Genomic DNA, 23,919 nt, shown 5'->3' on the forward strand with positions numbered 1-23,919 from the left:
CTTTCCGAAATATTTTTCAGAATAATTTAAAAACGTTCATTAGAAGCATGTACACCATTATAACTAGTGAATATGTATATTTCAACATAACTTTTTATTTTCAGAACAAAATTCTTGACAAAACAAAAAAGACCCTATTAAAAAGGTCTTTTCCTTCTTACATAATTAGCTAATTTTATCAAGTGCATTTTCTAAGTCTTTCCATATATCTTCCCAAAATTCTAAGCCTACAGATAGGCGCAATAGCTTGTTTGATATGCCCATTTCCTTTCTGATACCTTCAGGAACAACCGCGTGCGTCATTGAAGCAGGGTGTTGAATTAAAGTTTCTGTATCACCTAAGCTAACTGCAATGGAGATTAGGCTTAATTCATTCATAAACTCCTTCACAGATTCCTCTGATCCATTCAATTCAAAGGCTAACACCCCTCCGCTCCTTTCCATTTGTTTTTCTAATCTCCCTTTTATTTCTGGATAATATACCGTTTTTACTTTTGGATGTATTTTCAGCTTTTCAACAATTTTCTCTGCATTTTCACAATGTCGATCCACTCTAACAGGCAAGGTTTTTAAACCTCTAATTAATAACCACGCATCAAAAGGTGCAAGAATTCCACCGATATCTTTTTGAACAGTCTTTCTTATGCTTTGAATCAGGCTTGCTTCTCCAACCATTACGCCTGCCACAACATCACCATGCCCACCAATATATTTAGTGGCGCTGTGTATAACAAGGTCACATCCAAGAGTTAACGGCTTTTGCAAATATGGCGTTAAAAATGTATTATCAACGATAACTGGAACTCCATGTTCTTTTGCTACTGACACTAAAAGGGTTAAATCAATGACCTGCATAGTAGGATTAATCGGTGTTTCAATATAAATGCACGCGGTTTTATCAGTAATGCTAGCTTTTATTTCTTCTACTGTTAGAAAGGTTGAAAAAGAATGTGTAATTCCATATTTTTCATTTAATAGCTCCAATAAACCAAACGTACAGCCGTAAAGACCTTTTGAACAAAGAATATGATCTCCAGCCTTTGTTAAACCAATTAAAGCTGCAGATACAGCAGCCATTCCTGAACTAAATGCTAGCGCTTCTTCACCTTCTTCCAGCTCTGCCATTCGACTTTCAAACTCTGCTACGGTGGGATTTGCTAATCTTGAATAGACATATCCACTCTCTTCTCCCGCAAAACGCCTTGCTCCTTGGTTTAAGCTTGAAAAGGTAAAAGTGGATGTTTGATATAGCGGTGTAGCAAGGCTGTCATGATGCATGCTTGATTCATATTTGCCATGAACCGCTTTTGTTTCAAATTTATATTTCTCTGTGTTCGCCATTCCCTTCATCTCCCTACTAATTGTAAGCGCTTACTTATAAAATTATATGAAATTGTCTAGTAGTTTGTCACGATACAATTACACGAAAAAAAAGGTGGCTACTATATATGTAGCCACCTCTTACGCTTGTAACATTTGCTTTACTAGCTCTCTATTGCGCTTTTTGAACACTTCGTTATGAGAAGAAACCATTGCGACTTTATTAGCATTAGGCTCAATAAACAGCTTTGCCCGATTTACAGCGTTCGCTGCATCTTGAAACGCACCCGCAATTAAGTTTACTTTTCCTTCATGCTGCAAAATATCGCCTGCTGCATATAATCCGGGCACAGTTGTTTCGCTTGACGAGTTTCCTGCAATATAGTAGTCATGAATCATTTCAATTGAAAGCTCACTGTTCTGAAGTAATGATGTGTCTCGCTCGTACCCATGGTTAATGATTACTTCGTCAATTGGTAAATATGTAACTTCTCCAGTTAAATGGCTGATAAGCTCCACTTTAGCAATTTTTTCACTGTTTCCATCAGCTATTAACTTGCTAATTGATGTATTTAACATACAAGTTGCAGAACTATTCATTAACTGTGTCACCTGTGACTCATGACCAGATAAACAGTCTTTTCGGTATGTTAAGTACACTTTTTTCGCCACAGGCTCTAATTCATTAGCCCAGTCAATGGCTGAATTTCCTCCTCCGGAAACAATTACGACTTTATCTTTAAAGCGTTGCAGTGATTTTACAGTATAATTTAAATTTGAAATCTCAAAACGCTCTGCTCCTTCAATTTCTAACTTTTGCGGATTCAAAATCCCGCCACCTACCGCTATGATTACTGTTTTAGATTGATGTATTTCGCCCGAAGAACCCATTAATAAAAAATGTCCCTCATTATTTCGAGAGATAGATTCAATTTTCTCGTTTAATACAACTGTTGGATCAAACGTTAATCCTTGAGCTACAAGCTGCTCAATTAATTGGGCTCCAGGAGTCGGGGTTAAACCTCCCACGTCCCATATCATTTTCTCGGGATAAACGTGGACTTTCCCTCCTAAACGAGGCTGAAATTCAATTAATTTCGTTTTCATTTCACGAAGCCCACTATAAAAGGTAGAGTATAGCCCAGCTGGTCCACCGCCAATTACGGTTACATCATAAAGCTCTGAGTTTTTCACGATTCGCTCACTCCTAGTAATCATCATTGATTATCATTCTCATTTAAATATACATCTTTTTAATTGAATTGACAAATAAAATAATGATTGACAGAACTCAAACAGACTATTATAGTAAAAATGAATTAGAAATGATAATCATTATCACCATTCTAATTAACACTTTTGCACTGGAGGTTTCGCCATGGTTCGCCTACATACAGAAGAGCTCAACATTGGATATGGTGAACGGGTAATCGTAAAAAATTTGAGTGTTCAAATTCCTGATAAAAAAATCACCACTATTATTGGTTCAAATGGCTGTGGAAAGTCAACGCTGTTGAAAGCTATTACACGCTTAATTCCTCATCAATCTGGCACCGTATTATTAGACGGATCTAGTATTGCAAAAGAAAATACGAAAGAGCTTGCAAAGAAAATAGCAATCCTTCCTCAGTCTCCTGAAAGCGCAAACGGACTCACCGTAGGAGAGCTCGTATCTTATGGACGATTCCCTTATCAAAAAGGTTTTGGTCGCTTAACAAAGAAAGATTACGAAGTTATTGACTGGGCACTTGAAGTAACAGGAACACTAGACTATAAGTACCGTCCTGTTGATGCCTTATCCGGTGGCCAGCGTCAGCGCGTTTGGATTGCAATGGCATTAGCTCAGGAAACTGATATAATCTTTTTAGACGAACCCACTACTTATCTCGATATGGCGCATCAGCTTGAGGTGCTTGAGCTTTTACAGAAACTCAACGAAGAGCAAGAGCGCACTGTTATCATGATTTTGCATGATTTAAACCAAGCTGCCCGTTTTGCAGATTACATTATCGCAATGAAAGATGGCGAAATTATAAAAGCGGGTACGTGCGAAGAAGTCATGCAGCAAGACGTTTTAAAGGAAGTCTTCCAAATCGATGCTGAAATTGGACGAGATCCTAGAACAAATAAACCGATGTGTATTACGTATAATTTACTATAGAAGGAGACTAGCAACATGAAAAAATTATTACTTCCCTTTATGCTTTTACTCGTGCTCATTATTAGCGCTTGCGGTAACGCAAACGAAAGTCAAGGTAATGAAGCAAAAGATAAAAAATCAGATACTGTTACATACGAATCTGAAAATGGACCAATTGAAGTTCCTGCTGATCCTAAGCGCGTAGTTGTTCTTGCTTCATTTGTTGGAAACGTTTTAGCTTTAGATACAAACGTAGTTGGAGTAGATTCATGGTCAAAAGACAATCCTCGCTTTAAAGACCAGCTAAAAGATGCGGAAGTTGTAACAGAAGACGACTTAGAAAAAATCATTGAATTAAACCCAGATTTAATCATTGGTTTATCTACAACAAAGAACATTGATAAACTACAAGAAATTGCTCCAACCGTTACGTATACGTATGGAAAAGTAGATTACTTAACTCAGCACTTAGAAATTGGTAAAGCTTTAAACAAAGAAACAGAAGCTCAAACATGGATTGATGATTTCAAAGCTGATGCAAAAGCAGCTGGTAAAGATATTAAAGCAAAAATTGGTGAAGATGCAACTGTTTCAGTTATTGAAAACTTTGACAAGCAACTCTATGTATTCGGTGATAATTGGGCACGTGGTACAGAAATTTTATATCAAGAAATGGAATTAAAAATGCCTGAAAAAGTAAAAGAAATGGCATTAAAAGATGGTTACTATGCAATTTCACCAGAGGTTCTTTCTGATTATGCTGGTGACTACGTAATCTTCAGTAAAAATGCAGATGGAGATACGTCATTCCAAGAAACGGATACGTACAAAAACATTCCTGCTGTAAAGAATAATCAACTGTTTGAAGCAAATGCAAAAGAGTTTTATTTTAATGATCCAATTTCATTAGAATATCAATTAAACTTCTTTAAAGAAAAATTCTTACAGCAGTAATACAATCATAAAAAGGAATTCTTACTTTAAGAATTCCTTTTGCTTTATTCTATAAAAGAAAAGATGAGAGGCTCATGACAACGAACAAAAAACCATTTATTCCCTTTATATTCAAACTCATTATTGGATTTTTAATCTTTATTGGAATGTTTATTATTTCAATGGTCTTTGGAGCAGCTGATATTTCTGTCAAAGATGTTTGGTTAGCGCTTATTTCAACTAGTACAAATGATCAAATCTTAATTATTCGCGAACTTCGCCTTCCTCGAGAAGTAGCGGCCATTTTTGTAGGTATCGCTCTTTCAGTATCAGGTGGCATCATGCAAGGAATGACAAGGAATCCACTTGCAGATCCTGGTTTACTTGGATTAACAGCGGGTGCTAAAGCTGCGCTTGCTCTTACAATTGCTCTCATTCCATCTGCTAACTATTTTTGGATTATGATTGCATGTTTTATTGGAGCTGGTGTTGGTGCTGGGCTGGTATTTGGGATTGGCTCTTTAAAAAGAGGCGGATTTTCTCCTCTTCGCATTGTATTAGCTGGTGCGGCAGTTTCCACTTTCCTATACGCAATCGCCGATGGAATTGGCATTTACTTTAATATTTCAAAAGATGTGTCTATGTGGACTTCCGGTGGACTTACTTTAACATCTTGGAATCAATTATCGATTATAATTCCATTTATTATAGTAGGTACACTTATCGCACTTGCCCTTTCTAGACAGCTGACCATCCTTAGCTTAAGTGATGAGGTAGCAACAGGGCTAGGACAGCACACAACTAAGATTAAAGTCATTTTGTTTGGAGTCATTGTATTGTTAGCTGGTGCATCGGTTGCTTTAGCTGGTAACCTTGTTTTTATTGGTTTGATGATTCCTCATATCGTAAGGGCAATTGTGGGAACAGATTACCGGTTTATCATCCCGATGTCTGTACTTATTGGATCATCCTTCATGTTATTTGCGGATACGCTAGCACGTACAATTAACGCTCCGTACGAAACATCTATTATTGCAGTTGTATCAATGATTGGCCTCCCTTTCTTTTTGTTTATTATTAAAAAAGGAGGTCACGCAATCCGATGATCCATCCTACACTACGAAAAAAACAGCTATTTATTTTATTTTTACTAACAGCTCTTATTTTGCTAACAGTTGCTGTTAGTATGGGATTAGGCTATGCGGCTTTACCCTTTGACCGCTTGCTTCCGACTCTATTTGGACAAGGTACGTTTAAAGAAGAATTTATCTTATTTTCAATCCGTCTGCCTCGTATCGTTATTACTTTACTAGCTGGTATGGCGCTTGCTTTATCAGGAGCTATCTTACAAAGCATTACTCGAAATAATTTAGCAGAGCCAGGTATTATCGGCATTAATTCAGGTGCTGGAGTAGGTGTGGCTTTATTTTTCTTATTCTTTCCAATTGATCCTGGCTCATTTGTATATATGATTCCCTTTGTTGGATTTATTGGAGCAATTATGACAGCAGCCTTGATTTATGCATTTGCCTACGAAAAAAATGTAGGCCTCGCCCCTACTAAGTTAGTTCTAACTGGCGTTGGATTTTCCATGGCTCTATCGGGAGCGATGATTGTCTTAATCTCTTCCGCTGAACGTCAAAAGGTTGACTTTATTGCAAAATGGTTAGCCGGAAACATCTGGGGGGCAGACTGGCCGTTTGTTCTAGCTCTTTTACCTTGGCTAATTGTGTTAATCCCTTTTGTTTTATACAAAGCTAACAGACTTAATATTTTATCACTCAATGAGCATACGGCCATCGGTGTTGGAATCTCTATTGAAAAAGAACGAATTACACTATTACTTGCCGCTGTAGCCCTTGCAGCTTCTGCAGTATCTGTAACAGGTGGAATTGCATTTATTGGATTAATAGCCCCTCACCTTGCTAAAAGCCTTGTAGGACCGAGAAACCAGCTATTTATTCCTGTTGCTATTTTAATGGGTGGCTTTTTCCTTTTAGTAGCTGATACAATTGGGCGTAACTTGCTGACTTCTGAAGGGATTCCAGCTGGAATTATTGTCGCATTGATTGGTGCACCATATTTCATTTATCTACTTTTGAGAAAATAAAAGACTTCCATTTGGGAGTCTTTTTTATTTTAGGCTGATATTTTATTGAGTTTTAGAAAAGCTAAAAGTGTAATCGAAAGGCGGTGATTTTATTGTCTAAGAAAAAATTAACTCCCTCACAAGCAGTAGATCAATCGAAGCTAGTTGATGATAAAGCAGCTAAGCTTAGAGAGAACGGAAATGAAGCGGAACATGCTCACCAAAAAACACTTGGTGGTGCACAAGGAGAATAACTAAGTGACGATTAAATAGCTGCCAAACGGCAGCTATTTTATTTATTAATGACTTTGACGTTCATCCGCAGCTTTTGCACGTTCTTGAGCTTTTAAATCCGCTTGATCAAGCTCGCTTGAAAACTCTTCGTAGACACCATCGGAGTGACCTGGCTTTTTCATAATTTGAGAAGAGAAATATTTAGCTTTTTCCGCTTCTACACGACTTTTTTGATTCATTGTTTATCCCTCCACTTTCACTGAATTAACAAAAGGCGCTATGTGCGCCTTTTGCATAGAGAATAGCATCCTTACCAACGATGCGCTTTCGCGTTACTTCGCAAAATAATGTTTGTTTGTGACATTTGAGTATGTCCATTTACCTGCGATTTCGAGCGCTTTGGTCTTGTCCAGTTGTGGCTAAAAAGTTCTGAGTGCGGATCTAATTGATCTTTATAACTCATTCTTATCACCTCAAAGTTAGGATACTTACCTTTAACGAGAAAGCCTCGCTTGGCACCTCACTTATTAGCATGGCTAAATGTACATAAAGCATGCTAACAGTTTTCTCCATCCTTTTTTCACTGTTAAAAACAGATGAAATTTGTTAATAATAAAAAGAACAACTAATGACGGAATTCCCTTGGCATGATAAGATATTAAGGCATTACTTTAAAGTAAAATGAATGAAGATATGGATGTGATGAAACTGCGAGTTAATAAATTCATTAGCGAATCTGGGAAAGCTTCTAGACGCGGTGCAGATAAATTAATTAGCGAAGGTCGCGTAACCATTAATGGTAAGAAAGCAAAGATTGGTGACCAAGTATATCCTGGCGATGATGTACGAGTAAGTGGAGAACAGCTTCGTATTGCTCGTAATAACGTATATATTGCTTTAAATAAGCCAGTTGGTATTACAAGTACAAGCGAGAAGAAAGTAAAGGGAAACATCATTGACCTTGTCAACCATCCGCTACGTATTCACCACGTAGGACGATTGGATAAAGATTCAGATGGCCTTATTCTTTTAACAAATGATAATGACATTATAAACGAAATTCTACGTGCAGAAAATCAGCATGAAAAAGAGTATGTGGTATCTGTAGACAAGCCTATCACTCCAGAATTTGTTAAAAATATGTCAGAGGGTGTACATATTTTAGGAACAAAAACACTGCCGTGTAAAGTAACACAGTTGTCGAAATATGAATTTCAAATCATTTTAACCCAAGGGCTTAACCGTCAAATTCGTCGCATGTGTGAAGTCCTAGGTTACCAGGTATTACGCCTACAGCGTACACGTATTATGAATATCCACTTAAATAATTTACCGGTTGGTCAATGGCGTGATTTAACAAAAAAAGAGCGTAACCAGCTGTTTAAAGAATTAAACTATGAACCCAAAGAGTGGTAATTAGCAGAGAAATTCTCTGCTTTTTTTATGCCCTCGACGGGATTCGAACCCGCACTCCTTTCGTAAGCTTAGGTTCGGGGGAACACGCTTCCCTACGGAGTTTCACCAACGGGAATTTCACCCGTTTCAGCTTATTTTGCTTTTCGGTGCTTCTGAAACCCTTACCTTGCGACCCGGTGGCTACAATGTTTTCCGGCGCTCTTCCCTTCTGAGCTACGAGGGCGTTTATCTTAAGAATACTGTCTCTACCTTACTTTATCAATTTATATAGAAGAGGTGTACCAATGGCTGAACAAAGAAATATCTACAATAAACATTTTGTTAACAAGCTGGCCTATTCGATAAAAGCAGCTTATTCTTCGTTTCCAAAAGATGCTTTTGTATCAAGTGTCTTTCATAAAGAGTGGGACAATCAATCATTAAAAGACAGAATGAGGCACATTACTATAATGCTACATAAGCATTTAGCTTTAGATTATCAGGGAGCACTTGCTGTTTTATATAAAGTTGCCCCTGAATTTAAGGGACAGCTGGCAGGAATTATTTTTCCAGACTATGTAGAACAGTATGGTTTGAATGAATGGAATACATCAATGGAAGCACTTGCTGTTTTCACGACTTATTCTACTTCCGAGTTTGCAGTGCGACCCTTTTTACTGAAAGATCAAAAGCGTATGATGAAACAATTTTTGACGTGGTCCACCCATAAAAATGAACATGTTCGTCGCCTTGCTAGTGAAGGTTGTCGTCCTCGCCTTCCTTGGGGAATATCCATTGTGTCCTTTAAAAAAGATCCAACTCCAATTTTTCCAGTGTTAAATAACTTACTTCAAGACCCTTCTTTATACGTACGTAAAAGCGTCGCAAATAATTTAAATGATATTTCTAAAACGCATTCTCATCTTCTTTTAGATTTTACTGAGGCTAACCTTAATACGCATCCACATACGGATTGGATTTTAAAGCATGCATGTCGAACGCTATTGAAGAACGGTCACCCTAAGGCTCTACACCTTTTTGGCTTTAATCAAAGTCATCAAGTGACTATCTCAAATTTTCAACTTTCAGCTAATGAAGTGATAGTTGGAAATTCTTTAACGTTTCAATTTGATCTATATGGCGAAATAGAAGAGAAAATCCGTATTGAATATGCAGTAGACTATGTAAAGTCAAGGGGTAATCGCACAAGAAAAGTGTTTAAGCTAGCAGAATTCCAAGTCAAAAAGCATTTATCTAAACACTATGAAAGAAAGCTTTCCTTTAAAGACTTATCTACGCGTAAACACTATAGCGGCTTACACACTTTAACGTTACTTGTAAATGGCATTGAGATGAAATCTCTTGATTTTCATCTGCAATAAAACCTCCCTTTTCAAGGGAGGTTCTTTACTTGTTAGGATACTGTTTGCCTTTTATGAAATTGCTCTGAGAGTTCAGCTGGAGTAATCGGTCGACTAAAAAGATATCCTTGTGCTTCATCACAGTGCTTTTGACGTAAAAAGCTTAGCTGTTCTTCCGTTTCTACACCTTCAGCAATTACTTTCAAATCCATATTATTAGCCATATTTATAATTGTCTCGACTAAAGCGGCATCTTTTGAGTTTTCAAAGATATTTTTTGTAAAGGACTGATCGATTTTCAGCGTATCGATTGGAAATAACTTTAAATAACTAAGAGAAGAATAGCCTGTTCCAAAGTCATCAATTGATAGGTGAATCCCCATTTTTTTTAACTCATGCATCGTTTTAATTGCATGCTTTGAGTCTTGAATGATACTTTCGGTTAGTTCAAGCTCAAGATACTCAGGGGCTAATCTACTTTCCTCTAGCGTTTGTTTTACCATCTGAACAAGGTTTGTTTGCTGAAACTGCCTCGAAGAGATGTTTACTGACATTCGCAGGGGAATATTATATTCCTCCTGCCATTCCTTATTTTGACGACAGGCTTCTTCAAGAACCCACTTTCCGATTGGAATAATAAGCCCTGTTTCTTCAGCTATGGGAATGAATTCGCCTGGAGAAATGTGTCCCCACTCCGGGTGTTGCCAACGTACAAGTGCTTCTACTCCAATTGTATTTCCTGTTAAGATATCAACTTGAGGCTGGTAGTGTAGCACAAACTCTTTCCTCTCTAGCGCTTTTCTCATTCCAATTTCAAGCTTCATCTTTGTTGAGACGATTTCATTCATATCAGGTGTGTAAAACTGAAAATTATTCTTTCCTTGTTCTTTTGCACGATACATAGCCGTGTCTGCATTTTTAATTAATGACTCAATATTTCGTCCATCGGCTGGATAACATGAGATTCCAATCGATGGTGTGATAAATATTTCATGTTCGTTAACAATGAATGACTCGCTAAACGCTTCTAACAAATGTTTTGCGAGCTTTGCAATACTATCACTTGTTGTATTCGGTAATACAATAATAAATTCATCTCCGCCTTGACGGCTAAGCGTATCTATTTTGTCTAAAAGTTTTTTCATCCTCGACGCTGCGTGAATTAAAAGTTCATCTCCCACAGCATGACCTAACGTATCGTTGACATACTTAAAGCGATCTAAATCAATAAACATTACGCCGATTATATACTTGTTAATGACTGCTTGATCAATAGCTTGGGTTAAGCGGTCATTTAATAAATGGCGATTCGGCAATCCTGTTAGAGGGTCTAAATAGACCATTTCATTTATTTTATCTGCTGCTTGCTTTCGCTCTGTAATATCTCGAATAATACTACTGAAATATGTTTGTTCATCTTCCTGCCAGCTTGCTAAAGAAAGCTCGATTGGAAATTCTATGTCTCTTTTTTTGACCCCTACTAGTTCAACCGTTTTCCCAATGACTTGCGGTGATTTGCTTTTTAAATAACGCTTCATTCCATCTGCATGGGCTTGTTGAAAACGAGGTGGAATAATAAGTCTAAGGTTTTGCCCCAACGCTTCACTTTCCTTATAGCCAAACATATGCTCAGCACCTTTATTCCAAGAAATAATTGTCCCATATGCATCTGATAAAACAATAGCATCCATCGCGGATTCAATAACGGACCGAAACTTACGCTCAGATTGAAGTGTTTGCGATTCAAACTTGCGATCAATTAACGTGCTAATTAAGGTAATACCTAATATCAGCAATGTACTAATCCCAATCGAATAAGCTAAAATCACATGATTTAAAGACGACGTAATCAGCTGATAATCATGAGTATGGGTAAAAGTTGCCGCGGCCATTCCCGTATAGTGCATCCCTGAAATAGCTGCTCCCATGATCAGTGCGCTTAACCCCTTTTGCCACCAAAAATGAGGCTTGCCTTCATTTATCCGCGCATAGCATAATAAGCGTATTGCTACAACAGAAGCAATAAAAGCAATGATAACGGATAGAATCCATAGCAAAGGATCATAGATAATTTCCGCCGCCATATCCATCGCTTCCATCCCAATATAATGCATCGCTGAAATACCTGCTGCAACCACAGCTCCGCCAATAATAACTTGTCTAGTACTGACGTTTTTTTGACCAACTATATAAAGCGCTAAACCAGACGCTATTACAGCTGGCAAGATGGACAAAACAACAACTAATAGCTTATAACTCACAGGAATACTTAGATGAAATGCAAGCATTGCAATAAAGTGCATGGACCATATGCCACCGCCCATTGCAACTCCTCCTGCTGTTAGCCAAAGCCACTTTGACATCCCTTTTGCTTTGTATATACGTGCGCCAATATTTAATGCTGCAAATGAGTCAATAATAGCAATGATAATTGACAGTATAACCAACGGCAGAGAATATGTACTTGAAACGATATCCATAAGTCTTATACTTCCTCCTATATCATCATGTTGTTATAGAAACAGATGAGAGTTAAAATACGTCGGAATCGTCTCTTTCATAAAATAAAGCGATTTTTGACACTATCTATATCGACAAAAACAAAAGATTTTTAAGCTCTTCATGGATTTAGCAGAGAAACTCATTGGCTCCATTTATAATAAATGAAAGACAAAGAAGGATTGGCTGCACTGTTATTCTCTACACTTTTTTGAGCTAAAAACCCATTCTTCTCCAATACTTTCTGTGAAGCAACGTTTGTCACTGTTGTCTTAGCTTGCAGGGATTTTACCTGCTTGCGTGCTACTAGCTTATCTAAAAGTAATCTTACTGCCTCTGTTGCAATTTTTTGACCAACATGTTCTTCTCCAATGCGATAACCTAGCTTTCCCGCTTCATCATGAATATCAACTACATTGATTCGTCCAATAATACCATGATGCTCATCTTTTATCAGATAAAATAAGGAACCTGTTTGCTCCTGTTCAAGCACAAGCGCACGCATCCTTTCATGAAATCCACTTTGTGAATAATAGTCTTCACCTCTAGAGGGAACATGCTGTTCAAAATACGTACGGTTGATGACTTCAAACTGATATAAAGCTTCTTCATCTTTCATAGATAAAAGCTTTAAACACAACTTTATTTCCACTCACTCCTAAAAAAGAGAAATGCAGCTCCATGCCACATTCCTCTCAACTCGTTGGTCCTTCAATAATTGAATACTTGGTGAAATAAGCACCAGCTAACAGCAATATAATTGTAAGAGCTACGCTTACCACACCTAAAAACTGAAACCAATACGCCGCTAACTGCCATAAAGCAATCAGAGAAAAGCAAATGGGAGTTAACGCACTTTTAATTCCTTTTAACCCTAGTTTCTTTCTCTTTTGGACAACGTATAGATTTGAAACTAATAAACCAGCAATAACAACAGTTGTAAAGATAAATTCCAAAGTTCTCCTCTCCTTTTCTATGCATGTTTCTTTACGCTATGCTCATACAGCTTTTCTACAATAGCTCCCATAGCTATCCCTATGACAAATGGCATAATTGATCCAACACTTATCTCAAAACCCTTATCATCATTCATATATTCATAGTTAAAGCGAAGAATTGATATTGAAAATAGCTCTCCTATTAGCATTAATAAACTAGTTGTAAAAATAAATGTTCCAAACGTTATAAGAAATTTCATTCCGCACCCCTTTTCCTATAATTATCCATTTTATATGAATTAATTAATTTTGTGTAGGTCTTTAGGAAGAAATATTTACCTTAATACTTGAAAATCTGAGAACAAACTAATATTATTAGTTTTATAGCTAATATTATTAGTTTATTCTTGATGGGAGCTGATAAATAGATGAAAGTAACTCAATTTGATACACTTTATCAATTAACTTTTTTTCCGAACTTATTCCCTATTAATTGCTACATTATTGAAGAAGAAACTGAACTAACACTTATTGATACAGGATTGGCTTCACATGGTCCAAAAATAATTGAAGTCATTAAATCCCTTTCTAAACCCCTGACAACTATCTTACTAACTCATGGTCATGACGATCATGTTGGATCCGTAGATATACTAAAAAAAGAGTTTCCTGACGCTCAGCTCTGTATATCTGCTCGAGATTCTCTTTTACTCAATGGAGATAAACGCTTGCTAGATGATGAAGGGATGCTGCCTATTAAGGGGGGAATATCAACCAAAATAAAAAGTTCTCCAGACCGCTTACTCTATGAACAAAATACCGTTGGCTCTTTAAAAGTTATCTCAAGCCCCGGGCATACTCCTGGCTCTATCTCTTTATTTGATGAGCGAAATCGCTTTTTAATTGCAGGAGATGCTTTTCAAACAAAAGGTGGGATAGCCGTTGCGGGAACGCTAAAGCTTACATTTCCTTTTCCTGCATTTGCAACGTGGGATAAAAATCGGTCACTTAATAGTGCTAAACAGTTAGCATCTTTACACCCAAAGCTTCTAGCTGTCGGACATGGTACATGCATAACAGATCCATATGAAGCCATGATGAAAGCGATTCAAAGAGCTGAAAATACATTTTAAAATAGGAGGACACCTCATGTCACCTCGTGCAGGTATTAACTTATCTACTATACTGCAAGCTTCATTATCACTAATAACTGAAGAAGGACATGATAATTTAACGCTTGGAAAGTTAGCAAAATCATTAAATATTAAGACTCCTTCTTTATATAATCATATTGCCAATCTAGCAGATTTGCGACAGCGCCTTGCAATTTATGGACTACAACAATTATATAAAGTAATGGCTGAAGCAGCGATTGGTCAATCTGGTGAAAGAGCTATTCTCTCTCTTAGCTTTGCTTACGTAAATTTTGCGAGACAATCTCCCGGTTTGTATGAGGCAATGTTTCGCGTTTCAAACCCTGATGACCCAGAGCTTAAAACTCATCAAGAAGCCGTTGTGCAGATTGTGACTAAGTCAATGGATGCTTATTCTATCGATAAAGTTACTAAAATTCACCTTGTACGTGGATTAAGAAGCTTACTCCATGGCTTTACCTTTATTGAACAACAGCGAGGATTTCAGCTAGACCTCGATGCTAACACTAGCCTAACTGTCATGATTCAAACATTTATAAACGGATTTTCAAATATAAAATAAGCTGATACCAACGTATCAGCTTTTTCTTATTCTCCGCCTTCATAAACAAGCCAGTTTGAATCTGTAATTTGAGCAGATAAATTAATAATTTTATTTTTCACTCGACTTGCTTCAGCTCCTTGTAAAGGTGCTGGCTGATAGTTATTTCTTGATGCTACGGATGAAATGCTAAATGGAATAACCTGAATTTCCTTTTTATTCGTTAGCTCTCCGCCTTTCAAATGAAACGTTTGCTGAAAAACAAACGTATCTTTATCACTTGGATTGCGATTTCCACCAAACATAAAGTTTCCTAGGCTATATACAATGAACTTTCCCTTATACTCTTCAATGCCTTGAACAACATGTGGATGATGTCCTAGAATTAAGTCTGCACCGTTATCGATCGTGTAGCGAGCTAGCTCTTGCTGAGTTTGTGTTGGCACAGGACTTTTTTCAATACCCCAATGGTAATGTACAATAACAATCTCTGCACCTTCTTTGCGCAAGCGCTTTATGCCAGCCTTGACTTCTTTTTTGGCTGTTTCCACATTTGAATCCCAACCTTCATACCCAAGTGCACCAATCTTAACACCCTTAACCTCTGTTATGTACTCGTTATCATAACCAAAGTAACCGATATCATTTTCATCTAATGTTTTCATCGTATCCTCATACCCTTGATCTAGATAATCAAAAATATGATTATTTGCCAAGTTCACAGCTTCAATATTTCCTAACTTTAAGATATTAACGTAGGACGGATCTCCTTTAAAACGAAAGGTTTTGGCTGCTTTTTGCGTCGAGTTAGTTAGCGTTGTTTCAAGATTAACTGTCGTAAAGTCATCGTTTTCAAATAAGTCTTTAATATGTTCTACAAAATACGGTAATCCATTTTTATCTGCTTCATGCGGAAACGACTGTTGATATGGAAAACTTTCGTCTGTACCAAGTGTAAAGTCTCCCGCTGCACTAATTTTAATCGTTGTTTCTTTTTCATTCTTGACGGATGCTGCTTTTTTCTCTTTTACTTCTTCCTTTTGCTCTTTTTTAGGTTGTTCTGTTTCCGTCGAAGCAACATTTTTACTGACAGGTTCTGAACGATTCATATTGGTAATAACAAAGTAACCCATAAGTAACAAAGCTAGAATAGTAAAAACCCCTCTTTTTTTCATCCGCCGATACTTTTGTTTTCTCCCTGTTCTTTCTTCCATCTGACCGATTCCCCTTTATACCATTTTCCCTAAAAATCTATCATTTTTTTACAAAAAATGAACCTTTCTACCAACAGGATACTATAACTTTTTAGAAAAAACTAGGAATATATCAAAATAATCTAAATAAATAACCTTTTCTGATAATTTTTACTTTGCGAATAAACTATTTTCAATTGTAATCTTTATATGCTTTTTTTGTTACATATAAAAATTATATAATAAAGATAAATTCCAAATGAAAAGGTTTGTTTTTTTCCGTTACGCTATACTAGAAAAATGAAAGGAGGATGTAAAATATGTCAAGAATTGAACTTTCTAGAGTTGGATTTACGCCTTTTCAACGGCTATTAGGTCATAACGTAGATATCTTGAATAAATGGAGTGATTTAGGTGATGAGTTAGAAAAAACTCTTAGTCTATCAACACAGCTAAAGGAAGAAGTAAGGCGCGTATTAGCTGAAAAAAATGGCTGTGCTTATTGTAAAGCAAAAGGTGCGCCAAATCGGAAACAACAAGATGAGAAAACCATGCTGGCGATTGCCTTTACAGACGTTTTTTTAAAAGAAAAAGAAAGCGTTCCTGATACTGCATTTGTTGTTTTAAAAGAAGCTTTTAACGATAAGGAGATTAGCGAGCTTTGTGCCTTTATTTGTTTCACAACCGCTTCTCAATATTATGGAGCTATGCTCGACTTACAGCCATAAAAATTAACAGAGGTTGCGTTATGCAACCTCTGTTAGTTTGTAAATGTTTGTTTTATATAACCTTTTCCATTTTTAATTTCAACCTTCGCAAAAGCACCGTTCACAAGCGTAAGCTGAGGCGGCATATGTCCAAAGTCAAGATCATATGCAATAGGTACTTCAAGCTCTTTAAAAAGATCTTCATACACATCTTCACCTGTATAGCCTCCGACTGGATGGTTAGCAGCGCTTCGACCAAAAAGTATGCCGCTACAATAATTAAACCAACCTGCTAGCTTCATTTGAACGAGGGTACGCCTCAGATCTGTGGCTGATAACTCGCAGTTTTCAAAATACCATATAAGCTTTCCACCATGTATAAACTTTTGCTGAAATCTTTTAACATCCCCAAACGGTGTGCCAACTACATGACGGATTACGTCAATACATCCACCAAGTAACCTTCCTTCAATCACAACCTCTTTGTTTCCAACTGTTTTCCACTCGGTAGGTTCGGTTAAATTAAAGACGCAGGGAGATGGATTATTGTGCTGCCATTCTTTTTGAAAATTAGTAGAAGAGTACTGCGTAATGCTCTTTCCTTCTTCAAGTTTTAATACTCGTTCCCACATCTTAGTCGTCTCATCCCAGTACTCGCCTCGCAAATCGACTAAGTTTGGACCATGAGCGGTTGCGATACCGGTTTGAAGTGTCAGAGCAAGCAAGAATAAGCTTGTATCAGAATAGCCTAAAACCCACTTTGGTTTAATCTCTTGAAATGAAAGATGCTCTAAAATCTCAATCAAAAGTTCTCCGCCCCAAGGCGGTATAATCAGATCGACTGCTGAATCTTCTAACAGGCTCATCAATTCGCAAGCTCTCACTTTCGCCGAAGCAGATTTTGCTTTCATTTGCGTCCAAACAGTTTGGTGGCATTGAATCTTGTACCCTCGCTCTTCCATTTTGTCACAAGTTGATTGAAACATATGATGTAAAGCTTCTGGAATACCTGAAGAAGGAGCGGTTACGCCTATCGTTACGGTATGTTTTAAACGTGGAAATTGAATCATGACTAGCACTCCCTTATTTCTCTCTTCCCAATATATTGCTCATCATACCATAATTAACTTTAAATGGGTTATTTTATCTTTATTTTCCTTTTTTTTAAAATCTCTCTTGACTTAAGGAAAATCCATCCATTATAATCATCCGTAAGCATTGATAAGGACATGAATAACTTTTCATTTCTACTCAGAGACTAGGGCCTTTGGCTGCAAGCCCTTTAGAAACAAAGTTGATTTACCACCTTTGAGCTATTGCGGGGAAATGCTTTGCAGACTATCCGTAATCGGGAAATCCGTTATCGTTTTTGAGCACGACGCTTATTTGTCGTGAAATTAGGGTGGTACCACGACCGCACTCGTCCCTTCTTTTGGGATGAGTGCGTTTTTTTATACAATTTTATAGATGGCGTTGATAAGAATACGAATCTTCTTTTACCTTTTATCCAGAGACTGGGGCCTTTGGCTGTGAGCCCTTTAAAAGCAAAGTTGATTTACCATCTTTGAGCTATTGCGGGGAAATGCTTTGCAAACTATCCGTAATCGGGAGATCCGTTATCACTTTTGAGCACGACGCTTATTTGTCGTGAAATTAGGGTGGTACCACGACCGCACTCGTCCCTTCTTTTGGGATGAGTGCGTTTTTTTATTTAATTATTGGGAGGAAAAAACATGAAAAACGCAAAACTTGAAAAACAAAACCATCAGCAGTTAGGAAAAGAGCTTGAACTCTTTTTGACTCTGGAAGAAGCACCCGGCATGCCATTTTTCTTACCAAACGGCATGTCTATTCGAAACGAACTCGTTAACGATTGGAAACAAAAGCATATTCAAGCTGAATATGCGGAGATTCAAACACCCATTATGATGAAGCAACATTTATGGGAACAATCTGGACACTGGGACCACTATCAAGAAAATATGTATTTTTCAAACGTAGATGAACAGAGCTATGCCCTAAAGCCAATGAACTGCCCCGGCGCAATTTTATTGTTTAACAGCAAACGTAGAAGCTACCGAGAGCTTCCGGTTCGTTATGCTGAACTTGGACTCGTACACAGACATGAACTATCTGGATCTTTAAACGGTTTGTTTCGCGTTCGCTCATTTACGCAGGATGACGCACACTTATTTGTTACGCCTGCTCAAATCGAAGCAGAGCTTAATGGTGTCTTGAAGCTAGTTCATGAATTTTATGAACAGTTCGACTTTGAATATAAAGTTGAACTTTCAACACGCCCTGAAAAATACATGGGAGATTTAAGCATGTGGGAACAAGCGGAAGCGTCTCTTGAAAATGTCTTAAAAGCACGAGGATTAGCTTACGAAATTAATAGAGGAGACGGAGCGTTCTACGGACCTAAAATTGATTTTCATATTTTAGACTCCCTTGGCCGAAGCTGGCAGTGTGGAACAGTTCAACTCGATTTTCAAATGCCTGAAAAATTTGACTGCACATATATCGGAGAAGATAACACCCCTCATCGCCCAGTAATGATTCATCGCGCAGTTTACGGTTCAATCGAACGATTTATGGGTATTTTAATCGAGCATTACGGTGGAGACTTCCCTCTTTGGCTTGCACCTGTTCAAGTGAAAATTCTGCCGATTGCTGATGCTCATATAGACTACGCAAATGAAGTTGCACAGCGCTTACGTCAGCATGGAAGACGGGTTGAAGTTGATAGCCGAAAAGAAAAGATTGGCCTTAAAATTAGGGAAGCCACGCTAAGAAAAGCTCCTTATATCGTAATTATTGGCGATCAAGAAGTAGCGAATAGCAGCCTTGCTATTCGAAAACGCACGGATAATAGTCAGCACTCCCTAAAATTTGATGATTTTTTACTGGAGCTTGCACAAAATAGATAAAATAAAAGCGCTCAATATAACCATACTGAGCGCTTCCTTTTTTAAAACAACAGTTCCATCTGACGACTTTTAGTAGTAAATCCTATATTTTCATAAAATTGAATCGCGCGATCATTGAATTCTAATACGTTTAGTTCAATAGCCTCTACTGACTTTTCTCTGCCATATTTAACGATTTTATTCATTAATAACTTACCAATTCCTTTGCTTTGATGATCCTCACTAATACCGATGCTTCGAATGAATAAAGTGCACCGGTTTTTTAAAATGGGATTAGTATCTCCTGCCTTTTTAAAATCAAGGATCACATATCCAACGACAGACTTCTCTGTATCTCGTACGACTAGTAATTCTGTTTCAGCCGATTCAAGCCATTGTTGATATTCACCACGGGACAAGGTTGAATCCTTCTTCTCATATAAATCAGGCCTTCCTTTAATATGAAGCTTCTGCACTTGATTTTTCAGCTCTGAAAATGATAAAAAATCACTTTCAACTGCCTTTGTTACCGAATATGAATTCATAGCTTTTTCTCCTTTATGTTTTTTAAAAAATAATCTACCTAAACAAGATTACTGCCCAAACGTTTTGTAGGCTGTTGCATATACTTCTAAAGAAAAAGGAGGTATTGTTATGTATCAAAACCAACACGTATACACTGAGCACGATTTTCGCAGACCTTATGGCAGACCAGGCGGCTTCGGTCGTCCATTTGGCAGACCATTCGGACGTCCTTTCGGAGGACCATTTATCTTTGGAGCTCCGTTCTTAGGAGGATTAGCTGGCGGATTACTTGCTAGCTCTCTTTACGGTGGCGGCTTCGGCCCATACCCTTATCCACCATACCCTTACTATCCACCATATGGTTACTATTATTAAGAAGACATGGCTTATGCCATGTCTTTTTTACCTATTAGTAAACCTATACTCTTAAAAGATTTATACTTATAAAAAGCGGAATAGTAGCTAACAAATCGGAAAGAAATAAAGTAAATAATTGATTCATCAATCATCCCCCTATAATTTTCCACTATGAATATAGTAACATATAAGTAAACTGTTGTTAGTGCATCGCATCTTAATGATCTAAATAAGTCGTATATTCTCTCATTAAAAATGAAACGCCCGTCACAAATGAAATTAAAAAACAAACTCCGGTTACATAGTGCGAAAAACCATAAAGTAAATACATGAAAAGAAAAACGATAAATGTAAGTATGAAAAGCCACTTAACGTATTTTTTGATTACATAGGACTGTTGCTTCTGCATATTATCTATCCTTTCAGCTTTTAACTTATATCTACAGTACAATCCAAAACACAATGGGTAACGTCACTAAGCTTAAAGACGTGCTGAATAGTGTAGCAACCGAGACAAACTCCGGTTCCGTGTCGAATTGCATGGCATACATCGTTGTATTGGCAGCTGTAGGCATAGCAGCCATGATAATCATAATTTGCTTTGTCACGTCATCAACCGGGAGAAACAACGTTAAAACGTATGCAATAACCGGGGAAATAGCTAGCTTAATAGCAAGGGAGAAAGATAATTTCTTCTTGGCTAAATTTCGAACGGATATAGTAGCAAGCTGCATTCCCAGCACAACCATAATTGTCGGGATAGCGGCATTAGCAACTAAATCAACTGCTTGATAAACTGACTTACTAAGTTCTATATGTAAGAGCTGAAACATTACTCCAACAATTGCACCATATATAATTGGCATTCGCTTAACCGCACGCAGTGACTCTTTTATTCCACTTGTCCCTTTCCCTCCTTTAGCAGCATAATATACACCAATTGTACACATCACGAGCTGCTGAATAACCATCAGTATAATAGCCGACTCAAGCCCCGTTGCGCCAAAAAGTAATAATACAACCGGCGTGCCGTAATTTCCATTATTCATAAAAGCAGAAGCTAGAATCATTCCACACGTTTGTGAGTTTGTGTAGCGATTTATCCACGATAAGATAAATACCACGCTAATCAGTAGAAAACAAAGGCCAAACGTATATAAAATAAAATACACATACTCTTGGTTAAACACAGTCGTATAAAAGGTTCGGAACACTAAAACAGGAGACATTAAGTATAAAGCCATTGTGGAAATGGATTTCGTATCAAATCCAATCCGCTTTTGTCCAATAAATCCAAGCGCAAATATTCCAAATATCGGGATTAATACAAATAAAAATTCCATTGTTTGCACCTTCACTATTATGTTTTTATACAGAAGTAGAGGCCTTGTTTATACATAGGCCTCTGCTGTTATTATAGATTTAAAACGATGATACGCTCTTCCGTCATTTCTTCTATTGCGTATTTTGGTCCTTCTTTACCACTACCGCTGTTTTTCACACCACCATACGGCATATGATCCACTCGGTAAGCTGAAGCATCGTTAACAATTAAACCACCAACTTCAATTTCACGAGCAGCTTTCATCGCAAAGCTTAAATCGTTTGTAAATAAGCCTGCTTGAAGACCATATTCTGAATCATTCACTCTAGCAATTACTTCATCAATTTCAGTATATGTCGCAACAGCAACCACAGGGCCAAATATTTCTTGACGGCAAACCTTCATATCATCCTTTACGTTAGTTAAAACCGTTGGTAAATAAAAGGAACCGCTTGCTTTTCCGCCTATTTCAACAGTTGCCCCTTGACTCTTTGCTTCTTGAACCCAAGCGTCGACTCTCTCAACTTCTTTTAATCGAATCATCGGGCCGATATCAGTTTCTTCGCTCATTGGATTTCCTACAATTAACTTTGCTGTTTTTTCTTTAAGCTTTTCAATAAATGCTGTATAAACGGCTTCATGTACATACACGCGCTGCACAGAAATACACACTTGACCTGCATTGTTAAAGCTTTTCTGAGAAATTAGAGAAGCAGCTTGTTCTATATTAGCATCGCTATGAACAACCGTTGCTGAATTGTTTCCTAGTTCCAGCGCCACTTTTCGCAGACCTGCTTTTGAGCGAATGAACTCTCCAACGCGGGGACTACCAGTAAAAGTGAACATATTAACGTCTGGATTATCTAATAGCCATGTACCAATTTGTTCACCATCTCCGGTTACAACTTGTAAGCGTCCTGTAGGTAATCCTGCTTCCTCAAATAAAGCTGCTAACTTTAATGCACAAATAGGGGTTACCTCAGCAGGTTTTAGTACAACAGTATTTCCAGCTGCTAGTGCTGGTCCAATCTTATGACACACCAAATTGAGCGGTACGTTAAACGGTGTAATCGCAGCGATAACGCCAACCGGCACGCGAACCGTAAATGCCATTCGATTTTCAGAGCCAGCTGCGGATTCAACAGGAACTCCATCTCCATGAATACGCTTAGCTTCTTCAGCAGATAGCTGCAGTGTTTGAGCAGCACGTTCTACTTCGCCTCTTGATTCACGAATTGGTTTACCGACCTCAATCGCTAATATTTGTGCAAATTCTTCTTTTCTGGCTACTAACAATTCAGCCACCTTCATTAATACTTCGTATCGCGCATATGGTGAAAATGAGGTTTCAAGTGCTTTCTTTGCTCCCTGAACAGCTTGATTAACGTGATGTTTTTCGGCAACTGCTATTCTTGCAGCTGTTTCTTGCGTATATTTATCAAGAACATCCATTTCTTTTTTAGTCTCAATCCATTCTCCATCTACATATAACCCATATTGCTTTACGCTTGCCGTATTTACCATGTCTCCCACTCCCCAAAATGTTTGTTATCTCGTTAATTCAATATCATAATGGTACTTGTCACTACGAAACTTTGTAGTTGTAAACTCAATAGGCTTATCATCAAAACCAAAGCTCAACCTTGTCATTTCCAAGAGAGATTCTCCCGCTCTAATACCTAATAAATCAGCTTCGTAAATGGTAGCATTCATTGCAGATATCTTTTCTTTTGCACGCTTTAATAAAATCCCTTCACTTTCTAAGACTTCATAAAATTTAGCTCTATTTAAATCCTCTTTATTCAAAATTTTTCCGATATGAACCGGCCAACAAGACCTTTCAATCGCAATTGGCACTTCATCAGCAAACCGTACGCGCTCAATGACTAGAATTTCTTCATCATCAGCTATCCCCAACTTTGTTTTTTCATAATAAAGATCTTTTTTAAATTCTGCTCGAATTAACTTTGATTCAGGCGTTAACCCTCTTTCAATTGCTTCTTCTGCAAATCCTTTCAACTTACCTAAGCTTCCCCCTATTAATGGCTGTGTTTTGACAATCGTTCCTTTCCCCTGCTTTTTCTCCAGCAGACCGTCTTGCACAAGCATTGTGATTGCTTGACGTAAGGTTGTACGACTAACTTCAAACTCTTCCATCAATTCTTGTTCAGTTGGAATTAGTGTATTAGGAGGCCATACTTTCTCTTGAATACGCTTTACAAGAATATCTTTAACCTGCAAATATAGCGCAATGTTTTTGGTAGGATCTATAATTGCTTTCACTTTCTTGTATCACCCTT

The 23,919-nt window shown here is 37.6% G+C and carries 26 protein-coding genes and 1 other annotated feature; of the genes, 12 read left to right on the plus strand and 14 right to left on the minus strand.

Translation table 11 applies throughout. The annotated features are described in order from the left end of the window. Positions 1 to 165 precede the first annotated feature (165 nt). Complete coding sequence (gene megL / locus EPL02_RS13790; protein ID WP_094912141.1) at positions 166 to 1,341, minus strand: methionine gamma-lyase; 1,176 nt, start codon at positions 1,339 to 1,341, stop codon at positions 166 to 168. Positions 1,342 to 1,461: 120 nt separating this feature from the next. Continuing rightward, positions 1,462 to 2,514, minus strand: a complete 1,053-nt coding sequence (locus EPL02_RS13795; RefSeq protein ID WP_131888019.1) for an NAD(P)/FAD-dependent oxidoreductase — start codon at positions 2,512 to 2,514, stop codon at positions 1,462 to 1,464. A gap of 184 nt (positions 2,515 to 2,698) precedes the next feature. On the opposite strand from EPL02_RS13795, the gene EPL02_RS13800 reads away from it, so the two are divergent. The 5 genes from EPL02_RS13800 to EPL02_RS20955 all read left to right on the plus strand — a co-directional run bounded on the left by EPL02_RS13800 (position 2,699) and on the right by EPL02_RS20955 (position 6,736). Next, positions 2,699 to 3,481 carry an ABC transporter ATP-binding protein gene (locus EPL02_RS13800; protein WP_131888020.1) on the plus strand — a complete coding sequence of 261 codons (783 nt, stop codon included), beginning with the start codon at positions 2,699 to 2,701 and terminating at the stop codon, positions 3,479 to 3,481. A 15-nt stretch (positions 3,482 to 3,496) separates the two neighbouring features. Then, positions 3,497 to 4,414 (plus strand): iron-hydroxamate ABC transporter substrate-binding protein, encoded by a 918-nt coding sequence (locus EPL02_RS13805; protein ID WP_131888021.1) that lies wholly within the window; start codon positions 3,497 to 3,499, stop codon positions 4,412 to 4,414. Between the two features lie 74 nt (positions 4,415 to 4,488). Further along, the gene (locus EPL02_RS13810; protein ID WP_131888022.1) at positions 4,489 to 5,499 is read left to right on the plus strand and encodes a FecCD family ABC transporter permease; all 1,011 of its coding nucleotides are present in this window, start codon (positions 4,489 to 4,491) and stop codon (positions 5,497 to 5,499) included. Next, positions 5,496 to 6,503 carry a FecCD family ABC transporter permease gene (locus EPL02_RS13815; protein WP_131888023.1) on the plus strand — a complete coding sequence of 336 codons (1,008 nt, stop codon included), beginning with the start codon at positions 5,496 to 5,498 and terminating at the stop codon, positions 6,501 to 6,503. Before EPL02_RS13810 ends, EPL02_RS13815 begins: the two co-directional genes overlap by 4 nt. Positions 6,504 to 6,595: 92 nt before the next feature. Then, the gene (locus EPL02_RS20955) at positions 6,596 to 6,736 is read left to right on the plus strand and encodes a hypothetical protein (protein ID WP_165932579.1); all 141 of its coding nucleotides are present in this window, start codon (positions 6,596 to 6,598) and stop codon (positions 6,734 to 6,736) included. A 45-nt stretch (positions 6,737 to 6,781) separates the two neighbouring features. Here the strand turns inward: EPL02_RS20955 and EPL02_RS13820 are convergent, their stop codons facing one another. Together EPL02_RS13820 and EPL02_RS13825 are read right to left on the minus strand one after the other, a co-directional pair. Further along, positions 6,782 to 6,955, minus strand: a complete 174-nt coding sequence (locus tag EPL02_RS13820) for a YfhD family protein (RefSeq protein WP_094912135.1) — start codon at positions 6,953 to 6,955, stop codon at positions 6,782 to 6,784. 71 nt (positions 6,956 to 7,026) lie between these two features. Further along, positions 7,027 to 7,179, minus strand: coding sequence for a YpzG family protein (locus EPL02_RS13825; protein ID WP_078989514.1), 153 nt, complete (start codon positions 7,177 to 7,179; stop codon positions 7,027 to 7,029). 245 nt (positions 7,180 to 7,424) lie between these two features. On the opposite strand from EPL02_RS13825, the gene rluF reads away from it, so the two are divergent. Both rluF and EPL02_RS13835 read left to right on the plus strand, forming a co-directional pair. Further along, positions 7,425 to 8,132: a 23S rRNA pseudouridine(2604) synthase RluF gene (rluF, locus tag EPL02_RS13830; protein WP_035321142.1), complete on the plus strand. Its 708-nt coding sequence runs from the start codon at positions 7,425 to 7,427 to the stop codon at positions 8,130 to 8,132. Positions 8,133 to 8,416: 284 nt separating this feature from the next. Beyond that, a complete protein-coding gene (locus tag EPL02_RS13835; protein WP_094912134.1) occupies positions 8,417 to 9,493 on the plus strand; it encodes a DNA alkylation repair protein in 1,077 nt (358 codons plus the stop codon). Positions 9,494 to 9,525: 32 nt separating this feature from the next. Here the strand turns inward: EPL02_RS13835 and EPL02_RS13840 are convergent, their stop codons facing one another. The 4 genes from EPL02_RS13840 to EPL02_RS13855 all read right to left on the minus strand — a co-directional run bounded on the left by EPL02_RS13840 (position 9,526) and on the right by EPL02_RS13855 (position 13,169). Continuing rightward, positions 9,526 to 11,952, minus strand: coding sequence for a bifunctional diguanylate cyclase/phosphodiesterase (locus EPL02_RS13840; RefSeq protein WP_131888024.1), 2,427 nt, complete (start codon positions 11,950 to 11,952; stop codon positions 9,526 to 9,528). Between the two features lie 161 nt (positions 11,953 to 12,113). Continuing rightward, a complete protein-coding gene (locus EPL02_RS13845; RefSeq protein WP_131888025.1) occupies positions 12,114 to 12,623 on the minus strand; it encodes a GNAT family N-acetyltransferase in 510 nt (169 codons plus the stop codon). Between the two features lie 43 nt (positions 12,624 to 12,666). Then, positions 12,667 to 12,927, minus strand: a complete 261-nt coding sequence (locus EPL02_RS13850) for a hypothetical protein (protein WP_397428334.1) — start codon at positions 12,925 to 12,927, stop codon at positions 12,667 to 12,669. 17 nt (positions 12,928 to 12,944) lie between these two features. Continuing rightward, positions 12,945 to 13,169, minus strand: a complete 225-nt coding sequence (locus EPL02_RS13855; RefSeq protein ID WP_094912131.1) for a hypothetical protein — start codon at positions 13,167 to 13,169, stop codon at positions 12,945 to 12,947. Positions 13,170 to 13,337: 168 nt separating this feature from the next. Between EPL02_RS13855 and EPL02_RS13860 the strand changes: the two genes are divergently transcribed. Then, positions 13,338 to 14,042 (plus strand): MBL fold metallo-hydrolase, encoded by a 705-nt coding sequence (locus EPL02_RS13860; protein ID WP_094912130.1) that lies wholly within the window; start codon positions 13,338 to 13,340, stop codon positions 14,040 to 14,042. A gap of 16 nt (positions 14,043 to 14,058) precedes the next feature. Next, positions 14,059 to 14,625 (plus strand): TetR/AcrR family transcriptional regulator, encoded by a 567-nt coding sequence (locus EPL02_RS13865; protein ID WP_131888026.1) that lies wholly within the window; start codon positions 14,059 to 14,061, stop codon positions 14,623 to 14,625. Between the two features lie 26 nt (positions 14,626 to 14,651). On the opposite strand, the gene EPL02_RS13870 is transcribed toward EPL02_RS13865, so the two are convergent. Next, a complete protein-coding gene (locus EPL02_RS13870; protein ID WP_286175447.1) occupies positions 14,652 to 15,818 on the minus strand; it encodes a CapA family protein in 1,167 nt (388 codons plus the stop codon). 299 nt (positions 15,819 to 16,117) lie between these two features. Here EPL02_RS13870 and EPL02_RS13875 point away from each other — a divergent pair, with 299 nt between their 5' ends. Then, positions 16,118 to 16,525, plus strand: a complete 408-nt coding sequence (locus EPL02_RS13875) for a carboxymuconolactone decarboxylase family protein (protein ID WP_131888027.1) — start codon at positions 16,118 to 16,120, stop codon at positions 16,523 to 16,525. Positions 16,526 to 16,557: 32 nt separating this feature from the next. Here EPL02_RS13875 and EPL02_RS13880 read toward each other — a convergent pair whose 3' ends face one another. Beyond that, positions 16,558 to 17,574, minus strand: coding sequence for a S66 family peptidase (locus EPL02_RS13880; protein WP_131888028.1), 1,017 nt, complete (start codon positions 17,572 to 17,574; stop codon positions 16,558 to 16,560). Positions 17,575 to 17,713: 139 nt separating this feature from the next. Continuing rightward, positions 17,714 to 17,935, plus strand: a binding site (T-box leader). Between the two features lie 302 nt (positions 17,936 to 18,237). On the opposite strand from EPL02_RS13880, the gene thrS reads away from it, so the two are divergent. Continuing rightward, a complete protein-coding gene (gene thrS, locus EPL02_RS13885; RefSeq protein ID WP_061785810.1) occupies positions 18,238 to 19,434 on the plus strand; it encodes a threonine--tRNA ligase in 1,197 nt (398 codons plus the stop codon). A gap of 41 nt (positions 19,435 to 19,475) precedes the next feature. Here thrS and EPL02_RS13890 read toward each other — a convergent pair whose 3' ends face one another. Further along, positions 19,476 to 19,958 carry a GNAT family N-acetyltransferase gene (locus tag EPL02_RS13890; protein WP_131888029.1) on the minus strand — a complete coding sequence of 161 codons (483 nt, stop codon included), beginning with the start codon at positions 19,956 to 19,958 and terminating at the stop codon, positions 19,476 to 19,478. A gap of 109 nt (positions 19,959 to 20,067) precedes the next feature. On the opposite strand from EPL02_RS13890, the gene EPL02_RS13895 reads away from it, so the two are divergent. Next, positions 20,068 to 20,313 (plus strand): hypothetical protein, encoded by a 246-nt coding sequence (locus tag EPL02_RS13895; RefSeq protein WP_025910872.1) that lies wholly within the window; start codon positions 20,068 to 20,070, stop codon positions 20,311 to 20,313. A 422-nt stretch (positions 20,314 to 20,735) separates the two neighbouring features. Here EPL02_RS13895 and EPL02_RS13900 read toward each other — a convergent pair whose 3' ends face one another. The 3 genes from EPL02_RS13900 to EPL02_RS13910 all read right to left on the minus strand — a co-directional run bounded on the left by EPL02_RS13900 (position 20,736) and on the right by EPL02_RS13910 (position 23,902). After that, a complete protein-coding gene (locus tag EPL02_RS13900; protein ID WP_131888030.1) occupies positions 20,736 to 21,638 on the minus strand; it encodes an AEC family transporter in 903 nt (300 codons plus the stop codon). 71 nt (positions 21,639 to 21,709) lie between these two features. After that, positions 21,710 to 23,143 carry an aldehyde dehydrogenase family protein gene (locus EPL02_RS13905; RefSeq protein ID WP_094912123.1) on the minus strand — a complete coding sequence of 478 codons (1,434 nt, stop codon included), beginning with the start codon at positions 23,141 to 23,143 and terminating at the stop codon, positions 21,710 to 21,712. Positions 23,144 to 23,167: 24 nt separating this feature from the next. Then, entirely contained in the window at positions 23,168 to 23,902 is a 735-nt protein-coding gene (locus tag EPL02_RS13910; protein ID WP_094912122.1) for a GntR family transcriptional regulator, read from the minus strand. Positions 23,903 to 23,919: the final 17 nt, after the last annotated feature.

It is taken from the genome of Bacillus sp. CBEL-1 (assembly GCF_004348885.1).
Taxonomy (GTDB): domain Bacteria; phylum Bacillota; class Bacilli; order Bacillales; family Bacillaceae_H; genus Priestia; species Priestia aryabhattai_A.

Bases quoted from the DNA above. Each gene is read 5' to 3' on its own strand.
- megL (WP_094912141.1), bottom strand. From the start codon at position 1,341: ATGGCGAACACAGAGAAATATAAATTTGAAACAAAAGCGGTTCATGGC.
- EPL02_RS13800 (WP_131888020.1), top strand. From the start codon at position 2,699: ATGGTTCGCCTACATACAGAAGAGCTCAACATTGGATATGGTGAACGG.
- EPL02_RS13805 (WP_131888021.1), top strand. From the start codon at position 3,497: ATGAAAAAATTATTACTTCCCTTTATGCTTTTACTCGTGCTCATTATT.
- EPL02_RS13810 (WP_131888022.1), top strand. From the start codon at position 4,489: ATGACAACGAACAAAAAACCATTTATTCCCTTTATATTCAAACTCATT.
- EPL02_RS13815 (WP_131888023.1), top strand. From the start codon at position 5,496: ATGATCCATCCTACACTACGAAAAAAACAGCTATTTATTTTATTTTTA.
- EPL02_RS13820 (WP_094912135.1), bottom strand. From the start codon at position 6,955: ATGAATCAAAAAAGTCGTGTAGAAGCGGAAAAAGCTAAATATTTCTCT.
- EPL02_RS13825 (WP_078989514.1), bottom strand. From the start codon at position 7,179: ATGAGTTATAAAGATCAATTAGATCCGCACTCAGAACTTTTTAGCCAC.
- EPL02_RS13835 (WP_094912134.1), top strand. From the start codon at position 8,417: ATGGCTGAACAAAGAAATATCTACAATAAACATTTTGTTAACAAGCTG.
- EPL02_RS13840 (WP_131888024.1), bottom strand. From the start codon at position 11,952: ATGGATATCGTTTCAAGTACATATTCTCTGCCGTTGGTTATACTGTCA.
- EPL02_RS13855 (WP_094912131.1), bottom strand. From the start codon at position 13,169: ATGAAATTTCTTATAACGTTTGGAACATTTATTTTTACAACTAGTTTA.
- EPL02_RS13860 (WP_094912130.1), top strand. From the start codon at position 13,338: ATGAAAGTAACTCAATTTGATACACTTTATCAATTAACTTTTTTTCCG.
- EPL02_RS13865 (WP_131888026.1), top strand. From the start codon at position 14,059: ATGTCACCTCGTGCAGGTATTAACTTATCTACTATACTGCAAGCTTCA.
- EPL02_RS13870 (WP_286175447.1), bottom strand. From the start codon at position 15,818: ATGGAAGAAAGAACAGGGAGAAAACAAAAGTATCGGCGGATGAAAAAA.
- EPL02_RS13875 (WP_131888027.1), top strand. From the start codon at position 16,118: ATGTCAAGAATTGAACTTTCTAGAGTTGGATTTACGCCTTTTCAACGG.
- EPL02_RS13880 (WP_131888028.1), bottom strand. From the start codon at position 17,574: ATGATTCAATTTCCACGTTTAAAACATACCGTAACGATAGGCGTAACC.
- thrS (WP_061785810.1), top strand. From the start codon at position 18,238: ATGAAAAACGCAAAACTTGAAAAACAAAACCATCAGCAGTTAGGAAAA.
- EPL02_RS13890 (WP_131888029.1), bottom strand. From the start codon at position 19,958: ATGAATTCATATTCGGTAACAAAGGCAGTTGAAAGTGATTTTTTATCA.
- EPL02_RS13895 (WP_025910872.1), top strand. From the start codon at position 20,068: ATGTATCAAAACCAACACGTATACACTGAGCACGATTTTCGCAGACCT.
- EPL02_RS13900 (WP_131888030.1), bottom strand. From the start codon at position 21,638: ATGGAATTTTTATTTGTATTAATCCCGATATTTGGAATATTTGCGCTT.
- EPL02_RS13905 (WP_094912123.1), bottom strand. From the start codon at position 23,143: ATGGTAAATACGGCAAGCGTAAAGCAATATGGGTTATATGTAGATGGA.